The sequence below is a fragment of the Acidovorax sp. SUPP2825 genome (assembly GCF_030158995.1).
Classification (GTDB): Bacteria; Pseudomonadota; Gammaproteobacteria; order Burkholderiales; family Burkholderiaceae_C; genus Paracidovorax.
The window spans coordinates 91,571-112,874 of the sequence record NZ_BQXK01000012.1; the positions used below are offsets into that span (position 1 = coordinate 91,571).

The window sequence follows — 21,304 nt, forward strand, 5'->3', positions numbered from 1 at the left end:
GCCCTAGTGAATCATGTGCTGGAGGCCGATTTGGCTTGAAACCCCTGGAAGGCGGGCTGCTGACGCGCATCCCGTTTCCCCAGGCGTGCAGCCAGCGCCACGGCGGCTCCACCGGTCACCCGCCACGCGCTACCGGCTGCGCAGCCAGCGCACCCACCGGTCGCCGCTGAACTGCACCAGCGACACCAGCGCGATCAGCACGGCGATGACGATCAGCATCACCTGCGTGTCGAAGCGCTGGTAGCCGTAGCGGATCGCCAGGTCGCCCAGGCCGCCCGCGCCCACGGCGCCCGCCATGGCGGACGAGCTGATGAGCGCCACCAGCGTGATGGTGAAGCCGCCGACGATGCCGGGCAGCGCCTCGGGCAGGTACACGTGCCAGACGATGTGCCACTTGCGGCAGCCCATGGCCTGCGCGGCCTCGATCAGGCCCGGGTCCACCTCGCGCAGGCTCACCTCGGCGATGCGCGCGAAGAACGGCGTGGCGCTGATGGCCAGCGGCACGATGGCCGCCCACACGCCGATGGTGGTGCCGGTGACCAGCCGCGTGAACGGAATCAGCGCCACCAGCAGCACGATGAAGGGCGTGGCCCGAAAGCCGTTGACCACGCTGCCCACCCCGCGGTGGATGCGCGGCGAGGCGAGGAAACCCCCGGGCGCGGTCACGATCAGCAGCACCGCCAGCGGAATGCCCGCCACGAAGGCGATGGCGGCCGAGGTGCCCACCATGGTCAGCGTGTCGAGAAACGCCTGGGTGTAGCGCTCAAAGGGAATGCTCAACGTCAGCGACATGGCCGATCACCTCGATGGAATGGGCAATGGCGCCAGGGCCTTGCACCAGATGGACGAAATCAGGCAGCGGCACCGTGCCGGGCAGCGACACGATGAGTCGGCCCTGCGCATGGCCGCGAATGCGGTCCACGCCGCCGTGCACCAGCCTGACGGGGCTGTGCAGGGCCTGGGCGATGCGCGCGAAATCGGGCTCCAGCCCGCCCTCGCCGGTGTAGCCCAGGCGCAGGATGCGCTGGTAGCCGCCCTGCGCCGGTGGCTCGGCCTGCAGCCGCCCCTGCAGGTCGTCGGGCAGGCCGTGCTGCAGCGGCGCCAGCAGCGCGCGCGTGGCGTCGTGCTGCGGCGCGCCGAACACCTTCCACACCTCGCCCTGCTCGGCGATGCGGCCCTGCTCCAGCACCAGCACCTGGTCGGCGATCTCGCGGATCACGCTCATCTCGTGCGTGATGAGGATGACGGTGATGCCCAAGCGCCGGTTGATGCCCTGCAGCAGCTGCAGGATGGCATGCGTGGTCTCCGGGTCCAGTGCCGAGGTGGCCTCGTCGCACAGCAGGATCTCCGGCGCCGTGGCCAGCGCCCGGGCAATGCCCACGCGCTGCTTCTGCCCACCCGACAGGCGCGCGGGGTAGGTGCGGTGCTTGTCCGAGAGGCCCACCAGGGCCAGCAGCTCCTCGACCCGCTGGTGGATGGCAGCGGGCCGCCAGCCGGCCACGCGCAGCGGCAAGGCCACGTTGTCGTACACCGTCTTGGCGGCCAGCAGGTTGAAGTGCTGGAAGATCATGCCGATGCGCCGGCGCAAGGCCACCAGGCCATCGTCGTCCAGCGTGGCGATGTCGGTGCCATCCACCCGCACGCGGCCCGAGGTGGGCGACTCCAGCCGGTTGATGGTGCGCAGCAGGCTCGATTTGCCCGCGCCGCTGCGCCCGATGATGCCGAAGATGCTGCCGGCGGGGATCTGGAGGCTGATGTCCTCCAGCGCCGCCACCGGCCCGGCGGACGACGCGTACACCTTGCCGAGCTGCTCGAAGACCACGGAGCCCGAAGGTGCGCCGGCCTCCGCCGATGGTGCGGGCGGCGGTGCCGCCCCGGCGCGGGGCTGCGGCGCCCCGGCAGGCGCAGCGGTGGGGGAGGGTGCCGTGCCGGCAGCGCTGCGCCAGACGGGTGATGGGGATGCGGCGGTCAGGCTCATGGCGTCTTCCAGGGCAGCGTGTACAGCTTGGGGTCGTTGTTGAAGCGCGCGGACACCACCTCGCGCACCTTGGGCGACTGCTGGAACAGCTGCACGAAGCGGGCGATCTTCGGGTCCTGCACCTTGTCCTTGCGCGCGACGAAGCCCATGGCGTAGAACGAATCGTCGATGCCCGAATACAGCAGAGCGCGGCTGGCCTGCTCCTTCTTGCCGGCGTTGACGAAGTAGCTGGGCCACACCACGGCCAGGTCCACGTCTTGCAGCGAATGGATGAGCTGCGGGCCCTCGATCTCGTAGAAGCGCAGCTTCTTGGGGTTCTCGACCACGTCGTTCACGCTGGCGCCCAAGGCATTGCCCTGGCGCAGCTTGATGAGGCCGGCCTTTTGCAGCAGGAGCAGCCCGCGGCCCTGGTTCACCGGGTCGTTCGCCACCGACACCTTGGCGCCCTCGGGCACGTCCTGCAGCCGCTGGATGCGGTTGGAGTAGATGCCGATGTTCTGCAGCAGGCCCAGGCCCACCAACTGCAGCTGGTAGCCACGTTCCTTGATGGCGTTGTTCAAAAACGCCTGGTGCTGGAAGAAGTTCAGGTCGATGTCGCCGTTGTTCACCGCCTCGTTGGGCAGCGTCCAGTCGGTGAACTCGACCAGCTTCACCTCCAGGCCCTGGGCCTTGGCCTCGGCCACCACGGCCTCCACCGCGTCGGAGGTGACGCCGGGCGTGGAGCCGATGCGGATCACGTCGGCCGCGTGCGCGGTGAGGGCGCATGCGGCCAGCAGCCAGCCCAGGGCGGCGGCCTTGAAGTGGAAGAAGCGGGGCGCGCGCATCATTGCTGCGTCCAGGTCAGCACGTACAGGCGCTTGTCGCCCGCGAAGGCGCGGTCGATGGCCGCCTTCACCGCGTCGGAGTTCTGGAATACCTTCACGAACTTCTGGATCACCGGGTCCTGCGTGCGGCTGGCCTTGACCACGAACTGGATCGCGAAGCGCGCGTCTTCCACGCCCGAATACGCCAGCCCGCTGGACGGATCGAACGCCTTCGAGGCCACGATGAAGTGCGGGTAGCCCTGGGCGATGTCCACGTCGCCGGTGATGCGCACCAGCTGCGGGCCTTCCACCTCGACGAACTTCAGCTTCCTGGGGTTCTGCACGATGTCGTCCACCGTGCCGACGAAGCCCACGCCGGGCTTGAGCTGGATGAGCCCCGCCTTCTGCAGCAGCAGCAAGCCGCGGCCCTGGTTCACCGGGTCGTTGGCCAGGCCGACCTTGCCGCCCACCGGCACCTCGTTGATGGTCTTGTGCTTGAGCGAGTACAGGCCGATGTTGGCCAGAAAGCTCGTGCCCGCGCCGGCCAGCTTGAAGCCGTTCTTCTGGATCGCGTTGTCCAGGAACGGCTGGTGCTGGAAGAAGTTGATGTCCAGGTCGCCCGAGTCCACCGCCACGTTGGGCGTGGTCCAGTCGGTGAACTCGGTCACCGTGACGTCGATGCCCTGCGCCTTGGCGTCCTTGGCGGCGGCCGCGATGGCGTCGGCATAAACGCCCGGCAGCACGCCGATGCGCAGCTTGTCGGCCGCATGGGCGGGCAGGGCGCCCAGCACGGAGAGGGCGAGGAGGGGGGCGAGAAAGAGGCGATGGAGTGGCATGTCAGGGGCCGCGAAAGGCGGTCGTTGGGGTGGGAGGAATCGAAGGTGAGGAAGGCGTCGGGGGGCGAGTCCGGGAATGCGTCAATGCGCGGCCTTGGCGAGCCACGGCAGGCTGTAGAGCCGCTCATTGCCGGCGAAGGATTTGCCGATCTGCGCGCGCACGGCGGGCGAGTCTTGGTAGACCTTCACGAAGCGCTGGATGCGCGGGTCCTGCGCGTTGTCCTGGCGCGCGACGAAGCGAATCGCATAGGCCAGATCGTCGATGCCCGAATACAGCAGCGCGCTGCCTGCCACCTGGGGCTTGCCGGCATTGACGTAGTGCGCCGGGTAGCCCTGCGCCAGGTCCAGATCGTCGAGGGCGCGCACCAGTTGCGGGCCTTCGATCTCGGCAAAGCGCAGCTTCTTCGGGTTGGCCACGATGTCGTTCACGCTGCCGCGCGCGCCCACCCCGGGTTTGAGCTGAATGAGGCCGGCCTTTTCCAGCAGCAACAGGCCGCGGCCCTGGTTCACCGGGTCGTTGGCCACGCCCACGCGGGCACCGTCCTTCAGGTCGGCAAAGCGCTGCACCTTGAGCGAATACAGGCCGATGTTGGGCAGCAGCCCGGTGGCCACGCTGACGAACGCATAGCCGCGCTCGCGGATGGCGTTGTCCAGAAAGGCCTGGTGCTGGAAGTAATTGAGGTCGATGTCGCCCGCGGCCAGCGCGGTGTTGGGCGCGGTCCAGTCGGTGAACTCGATGACCTTCACGTCCAGCCCCTGCTGGCGCGCCTCCTGCGCGGCGACCTGCACGGAATCGGCCAGCGAACCGGGCGTGACGCCGATGCGCAGCGGTGGCGCGGGTGTTTGCGCGGTTGCCGTCGCGGCAGCGAAGGCCGCGAGCCAGGAAAGAATGCGTCGGGCCAGGCGTTTCATGGCTGTGCTTCCAGGGCGGGATGGGGTTGGGGCGGCCGGTGGGTGGCGGCGCTGGCGGCCCGGCGCCGGAAGGAATTGGCGGCATGCCGGGCCGGCAGCCGGTCGCCCTCTCCGAAGAGGCGGCTGCGCAGCGTGCCTTCGGCGTATGCGGTCTTGTAGACGCCGCGGCTCTGCAGCTCCGGAATGACGAGGTCGATGAAGTCTTCGTAGCTCTCCGGCACCACGGTGCGGCTGAGGTTGAAGCCGTCCACGCCGGTCTCGGCCACCCACGACTGTAGTTCGTCCGCCACCTGCTGCGCATCGCCCACGATGGCCGGGTAGCGGCCGCCCAGCGAGAAGAGTTCGAGCAGCTTGCGGCGCGTCCAGCCGTGCTGCTGGGCCGTGCGGCTGGCCGATTCGATGGCGTTGCCGGGCGAGTAGTCCACCGGCGCGTCCAGGTCGTACTGCGCGAAGTCGATGCCGGTGCTGGCCGCGAAATGCGCCAGGCCCGCCTCGCGGCTGGCGTAGCGCAGGTAGTCCGCGTGCTTCTCGCGCGCCTCGGCCTCGGTGCGGCCCACCACCACCGCCGCGCCCACGAAGACCTTCACGTCATCGGGCCGGCGGCCGGCCCGCAACAGTTGCTCGCGCAGGGCCTGCACGGTCTTGCGCGCAGCCTCTTTGTTGGGGGGCGAGATGAACACGCACTCGGCATGGCGCGCCGCGAACTGCTGGCCCCGGCCCGAGCTGCCGGCCTGGAACAGCACCGGCGTGCGCTGCGGCGAGGGCTCGCTGAGGTGGTAGCCCTCCACGTCGAAATAGCGGCCGTGGTGCTGTACCTGGTGCACGCGCGCTGGGTCGGCGAACACGCGCGCGGCCTTGTCGCGGCGCACCGCGCCGTCTTCCCAGCTGCCCTCCCACAGCTGGTAGAGCACCTCCAGGTACTCGTCGGCGCGTTCGTAGCGCTCATCGTGCGGCAGCTGCTGCGGCTGGCCCATGGCGCGCGCGGCACTGTCGAGGTAGCCGGTCACCACGTTCCAGCCGATGCGGCCTTGGGTCAGGTGGTCGAGCGTGGAAAAGCGCCGCGCCAGCAGGTAGGGCGCCTCGTACGACAGGTTCACCGTCACACCGAAGCCCAGGTGCTGCGTGGCGGCGGCCATGGCCGGCACCAGCAGCAGCGGATCGTTCACCGGCAGCTGGATGGATTCGCGCAGCGGCACGTCCACGTTGTCCTGGTACACGTCGTAGGTGCCCACGATGTCGGCCAGGAACAGGCCGTCGAACAGGCCCCGCTCCAGCGTGCGGGCCAGATCGGTCCAGTAGGCCAGCGTGCGGTAGTCGGTGCTGCGGTCGCGCGGGTGCGTCCAAAGCCCGTGGTTGATGTGGCCCACGCAGTTCATGTTGAACGCATTGAGCAGGATGTGGCGCTTCGCTTGTGTCACGGTTGGTCCTTGTGCCGTCTCAGCGCTTCAGCCAGGTCAGGCGGTAGAGCTTGGAATCGTTCAGGTAGAAGGCGTGGATCGCCTTGCGCACCGCGTCGGAGGTCTTGTAGATGTTCAGGAACTGCGCGATGCGCGGGTCCGCCGCCTTGTCCTTGCGCGCCACGAACTGGATGGCCCAGGAGTCGTCCTCATAGCTGGTGTAGGCCAGGCCTTTGGTCGCATCGAACGCCTTCGACGGAATGATGAAATAAGGAAAGCCCTGCGCCAGGTCCACGTCCTGCGTGGCGCGCACCAGTTGCGGGCCTTCGATCTCGATGAACTGCAGGTTCTTCGGGTTGGAGCGGATGTCGGCCTGCGTGCCGAGCAGCCCGGTGTCCGGGCGCAGCGTGATCAGCCCCGCGTGCTGCAACAGGCGCAGGGCACGGCCGATGTTGACGGGGTCGCTGGCGATGGCGACCTTGGCGCCGTTGGGCACGTCGGCCAACGATCTATGTTTGGTGGAGTACAGCCCCAGGTACGACAGGATGCCGGGCTGCACGCTGACGAAGTGGAAGCCCTTGCTGCGCACGGCGTTCGCCAGGTAGTTGCTGTTCTGGTAGTAGTTCAGGTCGATGTCGCCCGACTCCAGCGCCACGTTGGGGGTCGTCCAGTCGGTGAACTCCACCACCTGAATGTCCAGTCCCTGGGCCTTGGCCTCCTTGGCCGCCACCTCGACCGAGTCGGCAAAGATGCCCGGCACCACGCCGATCTTGAGCGGTGCGGCCAAGGCGCTGCCGGCGAACAGGGCCGCGCCGATGAACGCGGAGAACGTGAAGAACGTGAAAAGAGCGTGCAGAAAACGGCGTGGCTTCATGGTCGTCGCTGGGTCTTTGAAAAGGAAAAAATCAGATCGCGCCGTGGCGCGGCGGAATGCGGCCGTTGAGGTGGAAATTGCCGATGGCGTGGTACTTCCAGCGCACCGGGTCGTGCAGCGTGTGGGTGCGCGCGTTGCGCCAGAAGCGGTCCAGGCCCTTCTGGCCCGTGGTGGCGGAGGTGCCGCCCAGTTCGAACAGGCGCGTGCCCGCGTCCAGCGACGCCGTGGTGGTGAGCGCACGCGCCTCGGCGACGGCGATGGAGGCCTCGGCCACGCGCTGCTCGGTCGGGTCGGCCTGGGCCGCATCCACGAAGCGGCCGGCGCGGCGCACCAGGGCCTCGGCCGCGCGCAGCCGCACGGCGGTCTCGCCCACCTGCTGGATCAGCAGCGGGTCGTCGGCGGCGCGCTCCACGCGCGCATCGATCCAGGGCCGTGCATGCTCGCGCACGAAGGGCAGCGTGGCCGCCAGTGCGCCCCGGGCCAGCCCCAGGTCGATGGCCGCGTGCAGGATCTGCGCCAACGGGCCGATGGGGGTGGGCCGCTCGAAAGATGCGAGGAACGGCACGACCCATTCGGGCTCGACCCGCACGTCGTCGAACTGCACCGAGCCGCTGCCCGTCACGCGCTGGCCGAAGCCGTCCCAGTCGTCGGTGACATGCACGCCCTCGGCGGTGCGTGGAACGAAGGCGAGGTAGGTCACGTCGCGCCCTTCTTCCCTGGTCACGACCAGCGTGGGGATCCAGTGCGCATAGAGCGCCCCGGTGCAATAGAACTTGCGCCCCTGCACCCGAAAGCCTTCGCCATCGGGCACCAGGCGGGTGCGGCGCTGGAAGTCCTGGTGGCCGATCTCCGCCAGCGCATTGCCGAAGCGATCGCCCGCCAGCACGCGGCCGTAGAAGAAGCGCTTTTGCGCGTCGGTGCCGCCCACGCGCAGCACCTCCAGCGCGTAGAAATGGTTCTGCGGAATCTGGCCGATGGAGCCATCGGCCGCGCTGACCAGCGCCGTGACCTCGGCCAGCGTGCCGGCCGACACGCCCGGGCCGCCGTACTCGCGCGGCACCGTGATCGCCCACAGGCCGGTGGCGACGAAATCGTCCAGCGCGTCCCAGGGCAGCAGGCGCTCGCGGTCGCGCTGGGCCGCGCCGGGGGCGATGCGTGCGGCATAGCGCTGCGCGGCGGCAAGGGCCTCGGTGTCGGTGGCGATGCGATGCGGCGGCCGGGCCGCGGGCAAGGCCGGGGCGGGCTCGGCGGGCGTGGACACGGCTGCGAGCGGTTCAATGGATTGCAACAAGGCCATGGGTTCGCTTTCAGTTCCAGGAATGCCGCGCGGGCAGGGCGCCATTCAGGCGGTGGTTGCCGATCAGGTGCAGCTTCCAGCGCACGGGGTCGTGCAGCGTGTGCACGCGGGCGTTGCGCCAGTGGCGGCCCAGGTTGGGCGCGGAGCGCGTGGCGGCCGAGCCGGCCAGCTCGAACAGCTTTTCGCTCGCCTCCAGCGCGATGCGCGTGGTCAGCACCTTGGCCTCGGCCACGGCCACCGAGGCGCGGGCGCTGTCCTCCGCGGTGAGGGTGGCCTGCGCGGCCAGGGTGTCGAACAGCTCACCGGTCTCGCGCAGCACCTCGCGTGCGGCATGCAGGTCGATCTGCAGGCGCCCCACGTCGGCGATCACGTAGGGGTCGTCGTGCGCGTGCTGCACGCCCGAATCCACCCAGGGCCGGGCGCGCTCGCGCACGAAGCGCCGCGCATCGGCCACGGCCGCTTCGGCAATGCCCTGGTCGATGGCCGCCTGCAACAACTGCGACGAGGGGCCGTAGAGGCCCGGCCGGTCGGCCAGCTGCCACAGGGGCAGCACATCGTCGGCAGCGACCGGCACGTCGTCGAACACCACGGTGCCGCTGGCGGTGGTGCGCTGGCCGAAGGCGTCCCAGTCGTCCACCACGGCCACGCCCGGCGCATCGCGCGGCACCCAGGCCTGCACGGCGCGGCCCGCGTCGTCAATGGCCCGCACGGGGATGCGGTGCGCGAAGAGCGCGCCCGTGGAATAAAAGCGCTTGCCCGTCAGGCGCAGGCCGTGCGGCGTGGCGCGCAGGCGCGTGCCGCTTTGCAGGATGGTGGCCGCGCCATCCACCTTGCGCTCGGGCCCGGCATTGCCCAGCCGGCGGCCGGCCAGCACCTCGCCGTAGAAGCGCTGCTTCTGCGCCTCGGTGCCGATCTCGCGCAGCACACCCAGCACGCCGAAATGGTTCTGCGGAATCTGCCCGATGGACGGGTCGGCCGCGTTCAGGATCACGAACACCTCGGCCAGCGTGGCGTAGGACACCTGTGGGCCGCCGTAGGCGCGCGGTACGGTGATGGACCCTAAGCCGCTGGCGGACCAGCGCGTGAGTTCATCCCAGGGCAGGCGGCGATCGCGGTCGCGCTCGGAGGCGCCGGGTGCGAATTCAGCCGCCAGCCGGTGGGCGGCGGCGATGGCTTGCGCATCGGTGGCGATCCGCGCAACGTCGGTGGGTATCTCGGGCAGGTGTTGTTGCAGTGCCGGTCTTGCAGTCATGCCCCGATTGGAGGGCGAGAGGCGGCTGCGTGGTGCGAAGGAATCGGCGCATCGATATGCGGGATTCGTTGTGGGGATTCGCAACTGGGGGGCGCGTCGGACGAGTTGTCGCTGATGGGCTTTGGGCCACGTTCGTTGCGGCGCGCTCTTTCGAGGCTGGATGTTCCGGTTCTACTTCGCGGTATGCCGGGGCCCGTCCATGCAGATGCATGACCATTGGCTGGTGGACGGTATGTGCCCGTTGCTGTCGTCTAGAACCATACTGCCTATGGCTGCTGTGCAGCGATTGCTGCCATTGGCCTGCTGCGCGCGAACTCACGCAAACTGGCCCGTCTCGGACGTAGGTCTGAGTCGCCCCCAGCTGCACTAGAAGGTAGAAGGCGGCCTTCGACGACGCCAAGGGCATCATGCAGGTCGGGATGATCACCAAGATCAATTGGCGACGGCGACGGCGACGGCGACGCTAGGCGATGGGCGATGGGCGATGGGCGGCAGGACTGGCGCGTCGAATCCCAGCTGCTACCGCCAGTCAACAGGCTGCTGGGGCTGCGCTTACGCCGAGCCCGCTCACCGACGCGCCAATCTTGGCGCAGGCGATCAGGTGCTGAATAGGCCTCAGCGGCTGCCGCTGGATGGATGGCCAGGCGCCAAACGCCTGGAAGGCGCCTGACAAGTCGGGTGGTCTGAGGCCCTTCACGGCATCTTCCGCCGTCCGAAATCAAGAGGCTGACACCAGCCTCTGCGGATTGTGCGTCTTTGGCCTGCCTTGTACTCCTTTACACTGGCTTCTCCCCCTGCTCCCGTCTTTTTGCCATGAACACCGCGACCGACAGCGTCATGACCGTGAAGGAAGTCGCCGACTACCTGCGCGTGAACCAGCGCACCGTCTACCGGCTGGCCGTGGACCGCAAGCTGCCTGGATTCAAGGTGGGAACGACATGGCGCTTCAAGCGTGCGGACATCGACCGTTGGATCGACGCTCAGGCGACCTCTAGCCCGCCTGAGCAGGGTGCAGAGCTCAGCTAGGGGGCTGACAACAGGAGGGAGAGTTCATGAAGCTGGTGCAAAACAGCGGCTCAGACCGCGTGATCGACCTGCTGCTGCCGCACCTCGTGTCAGGCAGCAGGCTGGGCTGCGTCACGCCCTCGTTTTCGCTGCATGCCTTCGCAGAGCTTCGTGAAGCCTTGAATGCGCTGGGGCCGGTGCAACTCGTCCTGCCAGCCGACAACGACCACCTGGAGTTGCTCGGCGGGGAGGGGGACCGCGCGCAGCGGAACCGGCTGCAATCTCGTTGGCTGGCTCAACAGTGCGCTCAATGGCTGACGCAGAAGGCAGAGGTGCGTCGCGCGCATGGCCGAGTGCCCCAAGGCGCCGCGGTATTGACCGGCGCCAGCGATGAGCCTGCGCAAGTAGTCCTGGGCTCGTTCGCACTCAGCTCCGAAGGGTTGGGCTTGGCCCCAGGCAACCCCCTGAACCTGATCCAGGCCTCGGAATCGCCGGAGGAGGCTCGCACGCTGGCGCGCTGGTTCGAGCAGCAATGGAGCGCGCTGCGGCACCAGCCTGACGGGGCGCAGAGCCTAGTCGACTCCCTCAAGGGAATGGCGGCGCATCGTGCGCCCTTCGAGGTGTACGCCCTGATCCTCCATCACCTGCTCGGCAATCGCGACGAGGCGCTGGACGAGGACCGCATCGTCAAGGCGGCCACCGGCATCCGTAGCACCGTCATCTGGAAGAAGCTCTTCAAGTTCCAGCGAGACGGCGTCGTGGGCGCCATTGACAAGCTGGCCCGCTTCGGCGGCTGCATCATTGCCGACAGCGTGGGTCTGGGTAAGACCTTTGAGGCGCTGGCCATCATTAAGTACCACGAACTGCGGAACGACCGGGTTCTGGTGCTGGCGCCCAAGCGTCTGCGGGACAACTGGACGCTCTACAAGGCCAACGACCGCCGCAACATCCTGGCTGCCGACCGGCTCAACTACGACGTTCTGAACCACACCGACCTCTCGCGTGATGGCGGTCAGTCCGGCGACATCGACTTGGCACACGTGAATTGGGGCAACTACGACCTGGTTGTTATCGACGAGTCGCACAACTTCCGCAACAAGAAGTCCCCCAAGCAAGGTTCCGAGACCCGTTACCACCGGCTGATGCGCAAGATCATCCGCGAGGGGGTCAAGACCCGGGTGCTAATGCTCTCGGCCACGCCGGTCAATAACCGCCTGTCCGACCTGCGCAACCAGATCGCCTTCGCCACCGAGGGTGACGACACCGCCCTGCAAGACCACGGCATCGCCAGCATCGAGCAGACGACCCGCAAGGCCCAAGTTCAGTTCAACCGCTGGTTGGAATTGCCCGAAGAAGATCGTGTTCCCGGCCGCCTGGTCGAGATGCTGGGCTTCGACTACTTCACCCTGCTGGACCATCTGACCATTGCGCGGTCTCGCCGACACATCGAGCGTTACTACGGCACTGAGGAGACGGGTCGTTTCCCCGAACGTCGCGCCCCCATCAACATCAAGGCTGACGTCGACACCGCAGGTCAGTTCCGGGCCATTCGCGACATCAACCTTGAGATTCGACGACTTAACCTGGCCTCCTATGCGCCGATGCGCTACGTCTTGCCCCACAGGGCGGAGGCCTATGACGCCAAGTACAGCACCGAAATCCGCGGCGGCGAGAGCATCTTCCGGCAGGCTGACCGTGAAGAGAGCCTGATCCACCTGCTGCGCGTCAACGTGCTGAAGCGCATGGAGAGCGCGGTTTCCTCGTTTGCGCTGACCGTCCAGCGCCAGCTCAAGGACGTGGAAGCCACGCTGGCCCGTATCGACGGGCATGCGGCAGATGCCGACGAGATTGAAGAGTTGGACATCGCCGATGTCGACATCGACGACCCGGCCTTCGAGCAATTGTTGGTCGGCCGCAAGGTCAAGGTGCTGCTCAGCGATGTGGACCTGCACCGCTGGAAGCAGGACCTCATCGAGGACCGCAACCGGCTGGACAACCTGCTCCAGGCTGCCCAGCAGGTGGACGCGGCCCGCGACGCCAAGCTGGCCAAGCTGCGCGAAGTGATCGAGCGCAAATGCCGCGAGCCCATCAACGTGGTGGGGGGCAAGGCTAACCGCAAGATCATCGTCTTCACCGCGTTCTCCGACACGGCTCAGTACCTCTACGCCCAGTTGGCACCGTGGGCCAAGGAGAAGCTGGGGCTTGAGTCCGGACTGATAACCGGCTCAGCGGGCATCCAGTCCACACTTCCCGGCCTGCGCAAGAGCATGAGCAGCGTGCTATCTGCCTTCGCGTCTCGCGCCAAGGAACGCCCGGCCGAGCTTGCCGAAGAAGGCGAAATCGACCTGCTGATTGCCACCGATTGCATCAGCGAAGGTCAGAATCTGCAGGACTGCGACTGGCTCGTCAACTACGACATCCACTGGAACCCGGTGCGCATCATTCAGCGCTTCGGGCGCGTGGACCGCATCGGCTCGCCGAACCAGAGCGTTCAGCTGGTCAACTTCTGGCCCAACATGGAGCTGGAGGAGTACATCGGCCTGGAGCAGCGCGTCAGCGGCCGCATGGTGCTGCTGGACGTGTCGGCCACAGGCGAAGAGAACCTCATCGAGCAGCAGTCGGGCAACCCGATGAACGATCTGGAGTACCGGCGCAAGCAGTTGCTGAAGCTGCAGGACACGGTCATCGACATCGAAGACCTGTCCAGCGGCGTCTCCATCACCGACCTCACGCTGACCGACTTCCGCATCGACCTGGCCGAGTTCCTCAAGGGGCACCCGGGCGTTCTGGAGGAAGCGCCCCTCGGCAGCTATGCCGTGACATCCACCATCGACGCCGACATCCCTCCAGGCATCGTTTTCTGCTTGCGGGCAGAGGGTGCGGCTGCAGCCAAGGGCGAGGCGTCGGACTACCCGCTTGCGCCGATCTACCTCGTCCATGTTGGTGACGATGGCGCCGTCTTACTACCGTACCCGCAGGCCAAGCGCGTCATGGACCGGCTCAAGCGCGTGGCGCTCGGCCGCGAGCTGCCGGATGACGGCGCTTGCGTGCGCTTCGACCGGCAGACCCGCCAAGGCGAGGACATGCGCCATGCGCAGAACCTGTTGGCGGCGGCCATTGCCTCGGTCGTTGGCAAGGCTGAAGAGCGTGCTGTGGCCAGCTTGTTCGCGCCGGGCGGCACGCATGCCATGAAGGGCGAGTTCGCGGGGGCCAACGACTTCGAGGTGCTGGCTTTCATGGTCATCCTTCCCGGAAGCACCCAGCCTCAAGGGGGCGCCGCGTGAGCGACGCCGTGAACGCTCTGCACGATGCCATCGTGGCGTCCCTGGCCCTGCCGGCGAGTTGCCGCGTGGACCAGCGCGTGCCCAAGAAGATGCTGGCGGAGCACGGCGGTGCCACCGCGACCGACCGCCGCCTACTTACGGACGGTATCGAAGAGGCCCATTGGCTGGCCGCCATCAAGCCTGCGACGACTGCCATTCCGACGTGGCGGGACGAGGTGCGGGAGTATCTGGAGCTTGCCGTGCTGAGCATGGCGGTGCGTTCCACCCACGCCCAACCGGCCCAGTTGCAGCGCCTGGCCGAGCTTGTGCACCGGGCTGTGCCCTACCCGGTGGTGCTGATCGTGAGCACGCCGGATACGGTGGCCATGAGTCTCTCGCACAAGCGCACGGCCCAGAACGAGGCGGGGAGAGTGGTCTTGGACGGCGATGTGGTGAGCTTTGACTTCAGCGACGAGGTGCCGGACGGGCTGTTGGATGCCTTGGCGCTTGGGCAGCAGCCTCAGCAAGACCTGAAGGCGCTTTACCAAGGCTGGATGGACACCCTGTTGGCCGCCCAGGTGGCGCGAGTGACTGGGCATTTCAGTACGGACCCCACACCCGACCAGGCCGCCATGCGGCGGATCGCCTTGATCGAACACCAGCGACTGGAGGCGGAGGCCGCCCGCTTGCGGGCCCTGGCTGGCAAAGAAAGCCAGATCGCCAAGCGCGTGGACCAGAACCTGGCCTTGCAGCGGCTGCAGGCCGAGTTGGCTGCTGTGCGTGCCCGGCTCCTATGACACAACAAGAACAGACACATTCATGACGACGAACTCGAACATGCAGAAGATAGCGGCCACGGCACCCGAGGCTCAGTCCGCCGACTTGGTGGCCGGCAACATTGCCCAGCTCAAGGACTTGTTCCCCGAGCTTGTCACCGAAGGCCCCAAGGGCGCCGCCATCAACCTGGATGTCCTCAAGGCCCTGGTGGGCGACGCCATGGTCACCGATGCCGACGAGAAGTACGGCCTGAACTGGCACGGCAAGCGCCGGGCACGCCAATTGGCCCTGACGCCCAGCACCGGCACGCTGCGCCCTTGCCCTGAAGAGAGCGTGGACTGGGACAGCACCCAGAACCTCATGATCGAGGGCGACAACCTGGAAGTGCTGAAGCTGCTGCAGAAGAGCTATGCCGGTAAGGTCAAGATGATCTACATCGACCCGCCCTACAACACTGGCAAGGATTTTGTATACCCAGACAACTTTCAGGACAGCATCAAGAACTACCTTGAATTGACGAGGCAAGTTGAAGGCGACCGGAGGATCAGCAGCAATACAGAGACCAGCGGGCGGTTCCATACGGACTGGTTGAGCATGATCTACCCGCGTCTCAAACTTGCCCAGAAGCTGCTAGCCGCCGACGGAGTCATCTTTGTGTCTGTGGATGATGCTGAACAGGCCTCGTTGCGTAAATGTCTCGATGAGGTTTTTGGGGAAGAGAACTTCATCGAACAATTCATTTGGAAGAAGAGTTATGGCGGTGGTGCCAAGGAGCGCTATGCCGTTACGCAGCACGAGTATTGCCTGATGTACGCGCGCGACATTGAATGCGTCAATCCACTTTGGCTTTCGCCTGATCCAGAGGCCGCGGAGCGCTACTACGAGGGTCGCGACGAGCATTTTGAAACGAAGGGCCCATTTCGCCTAAAGCCGCTGGAGGCAACAAAGAGCATGGATAGGCGGGAGAACTTGATTTACCCGGTCCGGGCACCTGATGGCACCGACATTCTTCCAAAAAGGCAATGGTGGTGGAGTCGTGCGAGAACGGAAAAGGTGCAATCTGAGGGCGGGCTTCACTTCTCGAAGCGCGCTGACGAGTGGAGCGTTTCCTATAAGCAGTACTTGATTGGGGAGGACGGCGAGAAGCGAGGTGCGAAGCCGTTTTCCATTTTCGACGGGCCCTACACGCAGCATGGCACGGCGGAAATTCGTGCGATGTTTGAGGATGAGGTTGTCTTTTCTTTCCCGAAGCCTACAAAGCTGCTGATGAAACTGCTCGAATTTGGCAGCGACAAAGACAGCATCGTTGTGGATTTTTTTGCTGGCTCCGGCTCGCTTGGCGACGCAGTGATGGCGCAAAACGCTCAGGATGGCGGCAACCGCCGATTTGTGCTCGTCCAGTTGCCAGAACCACTTGATACTGAAGCGAAAGAGCAATCAGTTGCGGCGACCTATTGCGACAAGCTGCAGCGCCCGAGGCGAATTACTGAGCTTACGAAGGAGCGGCTGAGGCGGGCGGGGAAACGTTTGGCTGCTGAAAACCCCATGTTCGCGGGAGATCACGGCTTCCGTGTGTTCAAACTTGACGGTTCCAGCATCCGCGCCTGGACGCAACAAGTGACGGACCTCACTCAAGCATTGCTCGATCATCAAGACCATCTGCTGCCCGGTCGGACGGAGCAAGACCTGCTCTACGAACTGCTGCTCAAGCTCGGCCTTGACCTCTGCGTCCCCATCCAGCAGCAGTTGATTGCCGGCAAGTGTGTCCATGCGGTGGGGGCCGGTGTGCTGCTGACCTGCCTTGCCGAGAGCATTACCGTCGCCGAGGTGGAGCAGCTGGCCGAAGGCATCGTCCAGTGGCACCAGCAACTCGCGCCGGCCGGCGAGACCACCTGCGTGTTCCGCGACAGAGCCTTCGCCGACGATGTGGCCAAGACCAACATGGCGGCGATCCTTCAGCAGCACGGCATCCAGAACGTCCGGAGCCTGTGACCGATGGCTGTGCCCGACCGCCCCAAGCTGTACCACATCTGCCATGTGGACAAGCTGCCATCCATCATCGGCAGCGATGGCCTACTGTCTGACGCCGAGGTGGCCCGGATTCAGGCGCCCGGAACGGTCATCGGCATGAACCACATCAAGCAGCGCCGACTGGCGGAACTGCAACTGGCCAGCCATCCTGGCTTGTTCGTCGGCCAGTGCGTGCCGTTTTACTTCTGCCCGCGCTCGGTGATGCTCTACCTGATCCATATGCGGAACGCCGACCTAGCCTACAAGGGCGGACAGGGGCCCATCGTGCACCTGGAAGCCGACTTGAATGCGACGGTGGCCTGGGCCAACAACGAGGGGCTGCGGTGGGCCTTCACTTTGTCTAACGCCGGGGCGTACTACTTCGAAGATCGTGCCGATCTGAGCAGGCTGGACGAGGTGAAGTGGGAGGCTGTCGCCGCTCGCAGTTGGAGCGCTCACAAGGAAGGCAAGCAGGCCGAGTTCCTGCTGGAGGGGCGCTTCCCCTGGCATTTGATCGAACGCATTGGGGTGCTGTCGCAGCCCATTGCCAACCAGGTTGCGCATGCGCTGCCCGTTGGAGGCCATCGGCCCACGGTGGAGTTCATGCCAGCCTGGTACTACTGAATCGGAGATTGACCATGATCGAACTCACCAGTGGTGACATCCTGAAGGACGACTCGGATGCCATCGTGAACACGGTGAACTGTGTCGGCATCATGGGCCGCGGCATTGCGCTGCAGTTCAAGAACGCCTGGCCGGAGAACTTCAAGGCCTACAAGGCGGCCTGCGACCGCGAGGAGGTACAGCCGGGCCGCATGTTCATCTACGACACGGAGCAACTGGCCGCCCCGCGCTACATCATCAACTTCCCGACCAAGCGCCACTGGAAGGGCAAGAGCCGCATGCAGGACATCGACGCCGGCCTGGAGGCGCTGGTGCGCGACGTTGCGCGCATGGGCATCCGCTCGATAGCCATCCCGCCGCTGGGCAGTGGCCTGGGTGGGCTGGAGTGGGACGAGGTGCGCCCGCGCATCGAGGCCGCCATGCAGACGCTGCCCGATGTGCGTGTCCGCCTCTATGAGCCCAAGGGCGCCCCGCAGGCGGACAAGATGCAGCACAGCCGCGAGGTGCCCCGCATGACAGCCGGCCGGGCGGCGCTCGTCGAGCTGATGAACCGCTATGTGCAAGGTCTGCTGGACCCGGCCATTTCGCTGCTGGAAGTGCACAAGCTGATGTACTTCATGCAGGAGGCGGGCGAGCCGCTGCGCCTCAGCTACGTGAAGGCACCGTATGGCCCGTACGCGGAGAACCTTCGGCATGTGCTGCAGAAGATCGAGGGGCACATGGTGGCGGGGTACGCCGACGGTGGCGACGACCCCACCAAACCATTGACCGTCGTGCCCGGAGCCATTGAGGAAGCCGGGGCCTTCCTGGGTGCGCATGTGGATACCCGTGCACGTTTCGACCGCGTTGGTGATCTGGTCGAGGGCTTCGAGACGCCGTTCGGGCTGGAGCTTCTGGCGACCGTGCACTGGGTGGCTTCCCACACGGTCGCAGGTGGGGGTGTTGAAGACGTTGTCCGGGAGACGCATGCCTGGAACGACCGGAAGAAGCAGTTCACCCCGCGGCAGATCGGTATTGCATTGAACGTGCTCGATGCCAAGGGCTGGCTGCCTGCCGAAGAACAGGTGGGTGCATGAAGCTGCATTTCGAGCCCGACCTGGACTACCAGAAGCAGGCCATCGAGTCGGTCTGCGATCTGTTCCGCGGTCAAGAGGTCTGCCGGACAGAATTCACCGTCACCATGCGCCTGCACGAGCAGCAGCTCGCTCTGGGCGTGGCGGAAACCGACCTGGGCGTGGGCAACCGCCTGACCCTGCTCGATGACCAGTTGTTGAAGAATCTGCAGGACGTCCAAATGCGCAACGGCCTGGCGCCAGCCGGCACGCTGGCCTCTGGCGATTTCACTGTGGAGATGGAGACGGGTACCGGTAAGACCTACGTCTACCTGCGCACGATCTTCGAGCTGAACAAGCGATACGGCTTCACCAAGTTCGTCATCGTCGTGCCCTCGGTCGCCATCAAGGAGGGGGTCTACAAGTCGCTGCAGATCACCGAGGAGCACTTCAAGGCCCTGTACGCCGGCGTGCCGGTGGACTTCTTCCTGTACGACTCGGCCAAGCTGGGGCAGGTGCGCAACTTCGCCACCAGCTCGGCCATCCAGGTGATGGTGGTGACGGTCGGAGCCATCAACAAGAAGGACGTCAACAACCTCTACAAGGACAGCGAGAAGACCGGCGGCGAGAAACCCATCGACCTGATCCGGGCCACGCACCCCATCGTCATCGTCGACGAACCGCAGAGCGTGGACGGCGGCCTGAGCGGCGCGGGCAAGACCGCGATGGACGCCATGAACCCGCTGTGCACCCTGCGCTACTCGGCCACCCATGCCGACAAGCACCACATGGTGTTCCGCCTGGACGCGGTGGACGCCTACGAGCGCAAGCTGGTCAAGCAGATCGAGGTGGCCGCAGCCACCGTGGAGGATGCCTTCAACAGGCCCTACGTGCGGCTGGTGGGTGTCACCAACAAGCGTGGGCGCATCAGCGCGCAGCTGGAGTTGCATGTACAGACGGCCACCGGCCCGAAGCCGGAAGTGAAGGATGTGTACGACGGGAACAACTTGGATGAAGTGACCAAGCGCTCCATCTACGAAGGCTTCACGGTGCGCGAAATCAACACAGCCAAGGGCGCAGAGTTCGTCGAGCTGAGGTTCCCAGGCGGCGAGGACTACCTCAGCATCGGGAAGGCGCACGGGGCCGTGGATGAGCTGGCCGTACAACGGCAGATGATCCGCCGCACGATCCGCGAGCACCTTGAGAAGGAGAAGCTGCTGCGGCCCAAAGGCATCAAGGTGCTGTCGCTGTTCTTCATCGACTCGGTGGATCGCTACCGCAAACTCGATGCTCAGGGCCAGGCCGTGAAAGGCGACTACGCCCGCATCTTCGAGGAGGAGTACCGCAGTGCGGCCAAGCTTCCCAGCTTCCAGAGCCTGTTCGCCGAGGTGGACCTCACCACGGCGGCCGAGGAGGTCCACGATGGCTATTTCTCCATCGACAAGAAGGGCGGCTGGACGGAGACGTCGGACAACAACGCTGCTGGCCGCGAGAACGCCGAACGGGCCTACAACCTCATCATGAAGGAGAAGGAGCGGCTGCTGGACTTCGCCACGCCGCTGAAGTTCATCTTCAGCCACTCGGCCCTCAAGGAAGGCTGGGACAACCCCAACGTGTTCCAGATTTGCGCCCTGCGCGAGATGGGCTCCGAGCGCGAGCGCCGCCAGACTATCGGCCGCGGCCTGCGCCTGTGCGTGAACCAGGCCGGGGAGCGGGTGCGCGGCTTCGACGTCAACCGACTGACCGTCATCGCGACCGAGTCGTACGAGGACTTCGCGGAGAGCCTTCAGAAGGAAATCGAGGCCGATACAGGCATCCGCTTCGGCATCGTCGAGCCACATCAGTTCGCCGGCATTCCGGTGGCCAGCGCTGACGGGCAGGTGACGGCTCTCGGGGTGGAGCAGTCCAAGCTGTTGTGGGAACACTTGAAGGCTGCTGGCCACATCGACGGCAAGGGCAAGGTGCAGGACTCGCTCAAGCAAGCGCTGAAGGACGGCACGCTCGCATTGCCCGACGCGTTCGCCGCACAGCGAACGCAGGTGCTGGAGCTGCTGCGCAAGGTGAGCGGTCGCCTGGAGGTGAAAAACGCGGACGAGCGCAAGGCGGTAGCGCTGCGCAAGGGCGCAGATGGCAAGGCGATCACGCTGGGCGAGGAGTTCGAGGCCTTGTGGGACCGCATCAAGCACAAGACTACCTACCGGGTTCAGTTCGATAACGCGAAGCTGCTTCAAGACTGCACGAAGGCGTTGCACGATGCGCTGCCGATCCCCAAGGCGCGCCTGCAATGGCGCAAGGCCGACATCGCCATCGGCAAGGCAGGAGTCGAGACCAAGGAGCAGAAGGACGGCGCCTACACCGTCGGGCTGGACGAGGCCGGCATCGAGCTGCCAGACCTGTTGACGGACCTGCAGGACCGCACCCAACTGACGCGCCGCAGCCTGGTCACCATCCTGACCGAGTCGGGGCGCTTGGATGACTTCCGCCGCAATCCGCAGCAGTTCATCGAACACACGGCCGAGCAGATCAACCGCTGCAAGCGCCTCGCGCTGGTCGATGGCATCAAGTACCAGAAGCTGGGTGACCAGCAGGTCTACGCCCAGGAGCTGTTCGAGCAGCAGGAGCTGACCGGTTACCTGAAGAGCATGCTGCAAGACACGGCCAAGTCCATCCACGAGCATGTGATCTACGACTCCGCCACCGAGCGCGACTTCGCCCAGGCGCTGGAGTTCAATCAGGACGTGGTCCTCTATGCCAAGTTGCCCAACTGGTTCAAGGTGCCGACGCCACTGGGCAACTACAACCCGGACTGGGCCGTACTGTTGCAGAAGCATGGCGTCCAGCGCCTGTACTTCGTGGTGGAAACCAAGAGCAGCCTGTTTGCCGATGATCTGCGTGACAAGGAGTGGGGCAAGATCGAGTGTGGCCGCGCTCACTTCGCGGCACTGGCGACTGGCGAGAACCCGGCACGCTACCTGGTGGCGAGGTCCTTCGATGATGTGCTGCAGACGGTCAACTGACCGTCTGCCCTGGTCTGGTCGGTGGGGAAAAGGGCGGCGTCTCGAGAGAGAGTGAGACGCCGCCAAGCTATTGGCGATTGTCTCGACCCGACCCGACTTCGTGCCTATGACAGCAATGCGCCAGACTTTCAGTAGCCCGTCACTCAGCAAAGATGCGTTACGCTGCACTGCCGCCGATCAGGTCTCCAAGGCGACCGACAGCAACGG

16 protein-coding genes are annotated in these 21,304 nt (G+C 65.7%); 7 read left to right on the forward strand and 9 right to left on the reverse strand.

What is annotated here, in order from left to right; genetic code table 11:
- Nucleotides 1-129 precede the first annotated feature (129 nt).
- From AVAK2825_RS16100 to AVAK2825_RS16140, 9 genes are all read right to left on the reverse strand, one after another.
- On the reverse strand, nucleotides 130-792 hold the full coding sequence (locus AVAK2825_RS16100; protein ID WP_272566552.1) for a methionine ABC transporter permease: 663 nt from the start codon (nucleotides 790-792) through the stop codon (nucleotides 130-132).
- Nucleotides 764-1,978, reverse strand: coding sequence for a methionine ABC transporter ATP-binding protein (locus AVAK2825_RS16105; RefSeq protein ID WP_284400681.1), 1,215 nt, complete (start codon nucleotides 1,976-1,978; stop codon nucleotides 764-766). The genes AVAK2825_RS16100 and AVAK2825_RS16105 overlap by 29 nt, the downstream gene beginning before the upstream one ends.
- On the reverse strand, nucleotides 1,975-2,805 hold the full coding sequence (locus tag AVAK2825_RS16110) for a MetQ/NlpA family ABC transporter substrate-binding protein (protein WP_284400683.1): 831 nt from the start codon (nucleotides 2,803-2,805) through the stop codon (nucleotides 1,975-1,977). The genes AVAK2825_RS16105 and AVAK2825_RS16110 overlap by 4 nt, the downstream gene beginning before the upstream one ends.
- Complete coding sequence (locus tag AVAK2825_RS16115) at nucleotides 2,802-3,617, reverse strand: MetQ/NlpA family ABC transporter substrate-binding protein (RefSeq protein WP_284400685.1); 816 nt, start codon at nucleotides 3,615-3,617, stop codon at nucleotides 2,802-2,804. The genes AVAK2825_RS16110 and AVAK2825_RS16115 overlap by 4 nt, the downstream gene beginning before the upstream one ends.
- A gap of 81 nt (nucleotides 3,618-3,698) precedes the next feature.
- Complete coding sequence (locus AVAK2825_RS16120) at nucleotides 3,699-4,529, reverse strand: MetQ/NlpA family ABC transporter substrate-binding protein (RefSeq protein ID WP_284400688.1); 831 nt, start codon at nucleotides 4,527-4,529, stop codon at nucleotides 3,699-3,701.
- The gene (locus AVAK2825_RS16125) at nucleotides 4,526-5,947 is read right to left on the reverse strand and encodes an LLM class flavin-dependent oxidoreductase (protein WP_284400690.1); all 1,422 of its coding nucleotides are present in this window, start codon (nucleotides 5,945-5,947) and stop codon (nucleotides 4,526-4,528) included. Before AVAK2825_RS16125 ends, AVAK2825_RS16120 begins: the two co-directional genes overlap by 4 nt.
- Nucleotides 5,948-5,966: 19 nt before the next feature.
- Nucleotides 5,967-6,800 carry a MetQ/NlpA family ABC transporter substrate-binding protein gene (locus AVAK2825_RS16130; protein ID WP_284400691.1) on the reverse strand — a complete coding sequence of 278 codons (834 nt, stop codon included), beginning with the start codon at nucleotides 6,798-6,800 and terminating at the stop codon, nucleotides 5,967-5,969.
- Nucleotides 6,801-6,831: 31 nt separating this feature from the next.
- Nucleotides 6,832-8,097, reverse strand: a complete 1,266-nt coding sequence (locus AVAK2825_RS16135) for an SfnB family sulfur acquisition oxidoreductase (protein ID WP_284400692.1) — start codon at nucleotides 8,095-8,097, stop codon at nucleotides 6,832-6,834.
- A gap of 10 nt (nucleotides 8,098-8,107) precedes the next feature.
- A complete protein-coding gene (locus AVAK2825_RS16140) occupies nucleotides 8,108-9,349 on the reverse strand; it encodes an SfnB family sulfur acquisition oxidoreductase (protein WP_284400693.1) in 1,242 nt (413 codons plus the stop codon).
- A gap of 813 nt (nucleotides 9,350-10,162) precedes the next feature.
- On the opposite strand from AVAK2825_RS16140, the gene mads1 reads away from it, so the two are divergent.
- Genes mads1 through AVAK2825_RS16175 form a run of 7 tightly spaced genes read left to right on the forward strand, consistent with a single transcriptional unit; the run spans nucleotide 10,163 to nucleotide 21,097 of the window.
- A complete protein-coding gene (gene mads1 / locus AVAK2825_RS16145) occupies nucleotides 10,163-10,375 on the forward strand; it encodes a methylation-associated defense system helix-turn-helix domain-containing protein MAD1 (protein WP_284400695.1) in 213 nt (70 codons plus the stop codon).
- A gap of 26 nt (nucleotides 10,376-10,401) precedes the next feature.
- Nucleotides 10,402-13,638 (forward strand): helicase-related protein, encoded by a 3,237-nt coding sequence (locus tag AVAK2825_RS16150; RefSeq protein WP_284400696.1) that lies wholly within the window; start codon nucleotides 10,402-10,404, stop codon nucleotides 13,636-13,638.
- Between the two features lie 8 nt (nucleotides 13,639-13,646).
- Nucleotides 13,647-14,414: a DUF4391 domain-containing protein gene (locus AVAK2825_RS16155; RefSeq protein ID WP_284400698.1), complete on the forward strand. Its 768-nt coding sequence runs from the start codon at nucleotides 13,647-13,649 to the stop codon at nucleotides 14,412-14,414.
- Between the two features lie 22 nt (nucleotides 14,415-14,436).
- A complete protein-coding gene (locus AVAK2825_RS16160) occupies nucleotides 14,437-16,386 on the forward strand; it encodes a site-specific DNA-methyltransferase (protein WP_502870553.1) in 1,950 nt (649 codons plus the stop codon).
- A 3-nt stretch (nucleotides 16,387-16,389) separates the two neighbouring features.
- On the forward strand, nucleotides 16,390-17,028 hold the full coding sequence (gene darT, locus AVAK2825_RS16165) for a type II toxin-antitoxin system toxin DNA ADP-ribosyl transferase DarT (RefSeq protein WP_284400701.1): 639 nt from the start codon (nucleotides 16,390-16,392) through the stop codon (nucleotides 17,026-17,028).
- Nucleotides 17,029-17,042: 14 nt separating this feature from the next.
- Nucleotides 17,043-18,104, forward strand: a complete 1,062-nt coding sequence (gene darG / locus AVAK2825_RS16170) for a type II toxin-antitoxin system antitoxin DNA ADP-ribosyl glycohydrolase DarG (RefSeq protein ID WP_284400703.1) — start codon at nucleotides 17,043-17,045, stop codon at nucleotides 18,102-18,104.
- On the forward strand, nucleotides 18,101-21,097 hold the full coding sequence (locus AVAK2825_RS16175) for a type III restriction-modification system endonuclease (RefSeq protein ID WP_284400706.1): 2,997 nt from the start codon (nucleotides 18,101-18,103) through the stop codon (nucleotides 21,095-21,097). Before darG ends, AVAK2825_RS16175 begins: the two co-directional genes overlap by 4 nt.
- The last annotated feature ends 207 nt before the right edge of the window (nucleotides 21,098-21,304 follow it).

What these genes read in the sequence shown, in the direction of transcription:
- AVAK2825_RS16100 (WP_272566552.1), bottom strand. Translation starts at nt 792, where the DNA reads ATGTCGCTGACGTTGAGCATTCCCTTTGAGCGCTACACCCAGGCGTTT.
- AVAK2825_RS16105 (WP_284400681.1), bottom strand. Translation starts at nt 1,978, where the DNA reads ATGAGCCTGACCGCCGCATCCCCATCACCCGTCTGGCGCAGCGCTGCC.
- AVAK2825_RS16110 (WP_284400683.1), bottom strand. Translation starts at nt 2,805, where the DNA reads ATGATGCGCGCGCCCCGCTTCTTCCACTTCAAGGCCGCCGCCCTGGGC.
- AVAK2825_RS16115 (WP_284400685.1), bottom strand. Translation starts at nt 3,617, where the DNA reads ATGCCACTCCATCGCCTCTTTCTCGCCCCCCTCCTCGCCCTCTCCGTG.
- AVAK2825_RS16120 (WP_284400688.1), bottom strand. Translation starts at nt 4,529, where the DNA reads ATGAAACGCCTGGCCCGACGCATTCTTTCCTGGCTCGCGGCCTTCGCT.
- AVAK2825_RS16130 (WP_284400691.1), bottom strand. Translation starts at nt 6,800, where the DNA reads ATGAAGCCACGCCGTTTTCTGCACGCTCTTTTCACGTTCTTCACGTTC.
- AVAK2825_RS16135 (WP_284400692.1), bottom strand. Translation starts at nt 8,097, where the DNA reads ATGGCCTTGTTGCAATCCATTGAACCGCTCGCAGCCGTGTCCACGCCC.
- AVAK2825_RS16140 (WP_284400693.1), bottom strand. Translation starts at nt 9,349, where the DNA reads ATGACTGCAAGACCGGCACTGCAACAACACCTGCCCGAGATACCCACC.
- mads1 (WP_284400695.1), top strand. Translation starts at nt 10,163, where the DNA reads ATGAACACCGCGACCGACAGCGTCATGACCGTGAAGGAAGTCGCCGAC.
- AVAK2825_RS16150 (WP_284400696.1), top strand. Translation starts at nt 10,402, where the DNA reads ATGAAGCTGGTGCAAAACAGCGGCTCAGACCGCGTGATCGACCTGCTG.
- AVAK2825_RS16160 (WP_502870553.1), top strand. Translation starts at nt 14,437, where the DNA reads ATGACGACGAACTCGAACATGCAGAAGATAGCGGCCACGGCACCCGAG.
- darT (WP_284400701.1), top strand. Translation starts at nt 16,390, where the DNA reads ATGGCTGTGCCCGACCGCCCCAAGCTGTACCACATCTGCCATGTGGAC.
- darG (WP_284400703.1), top strand. Translation starts at nt 17,043, where the DNA reads ATGATCGAACTCACCAGTGGTGACATCCTGAAGGACGACTCGGATGCC.
- AVAK2825_RS16175 (WP_284400706.1), top strand. Translation starts at nt 18,101, where the DNA reads ATGAAGCTGCATTTCGAGCCCGACCTGGACTACCAGAAGCAGGCCATC.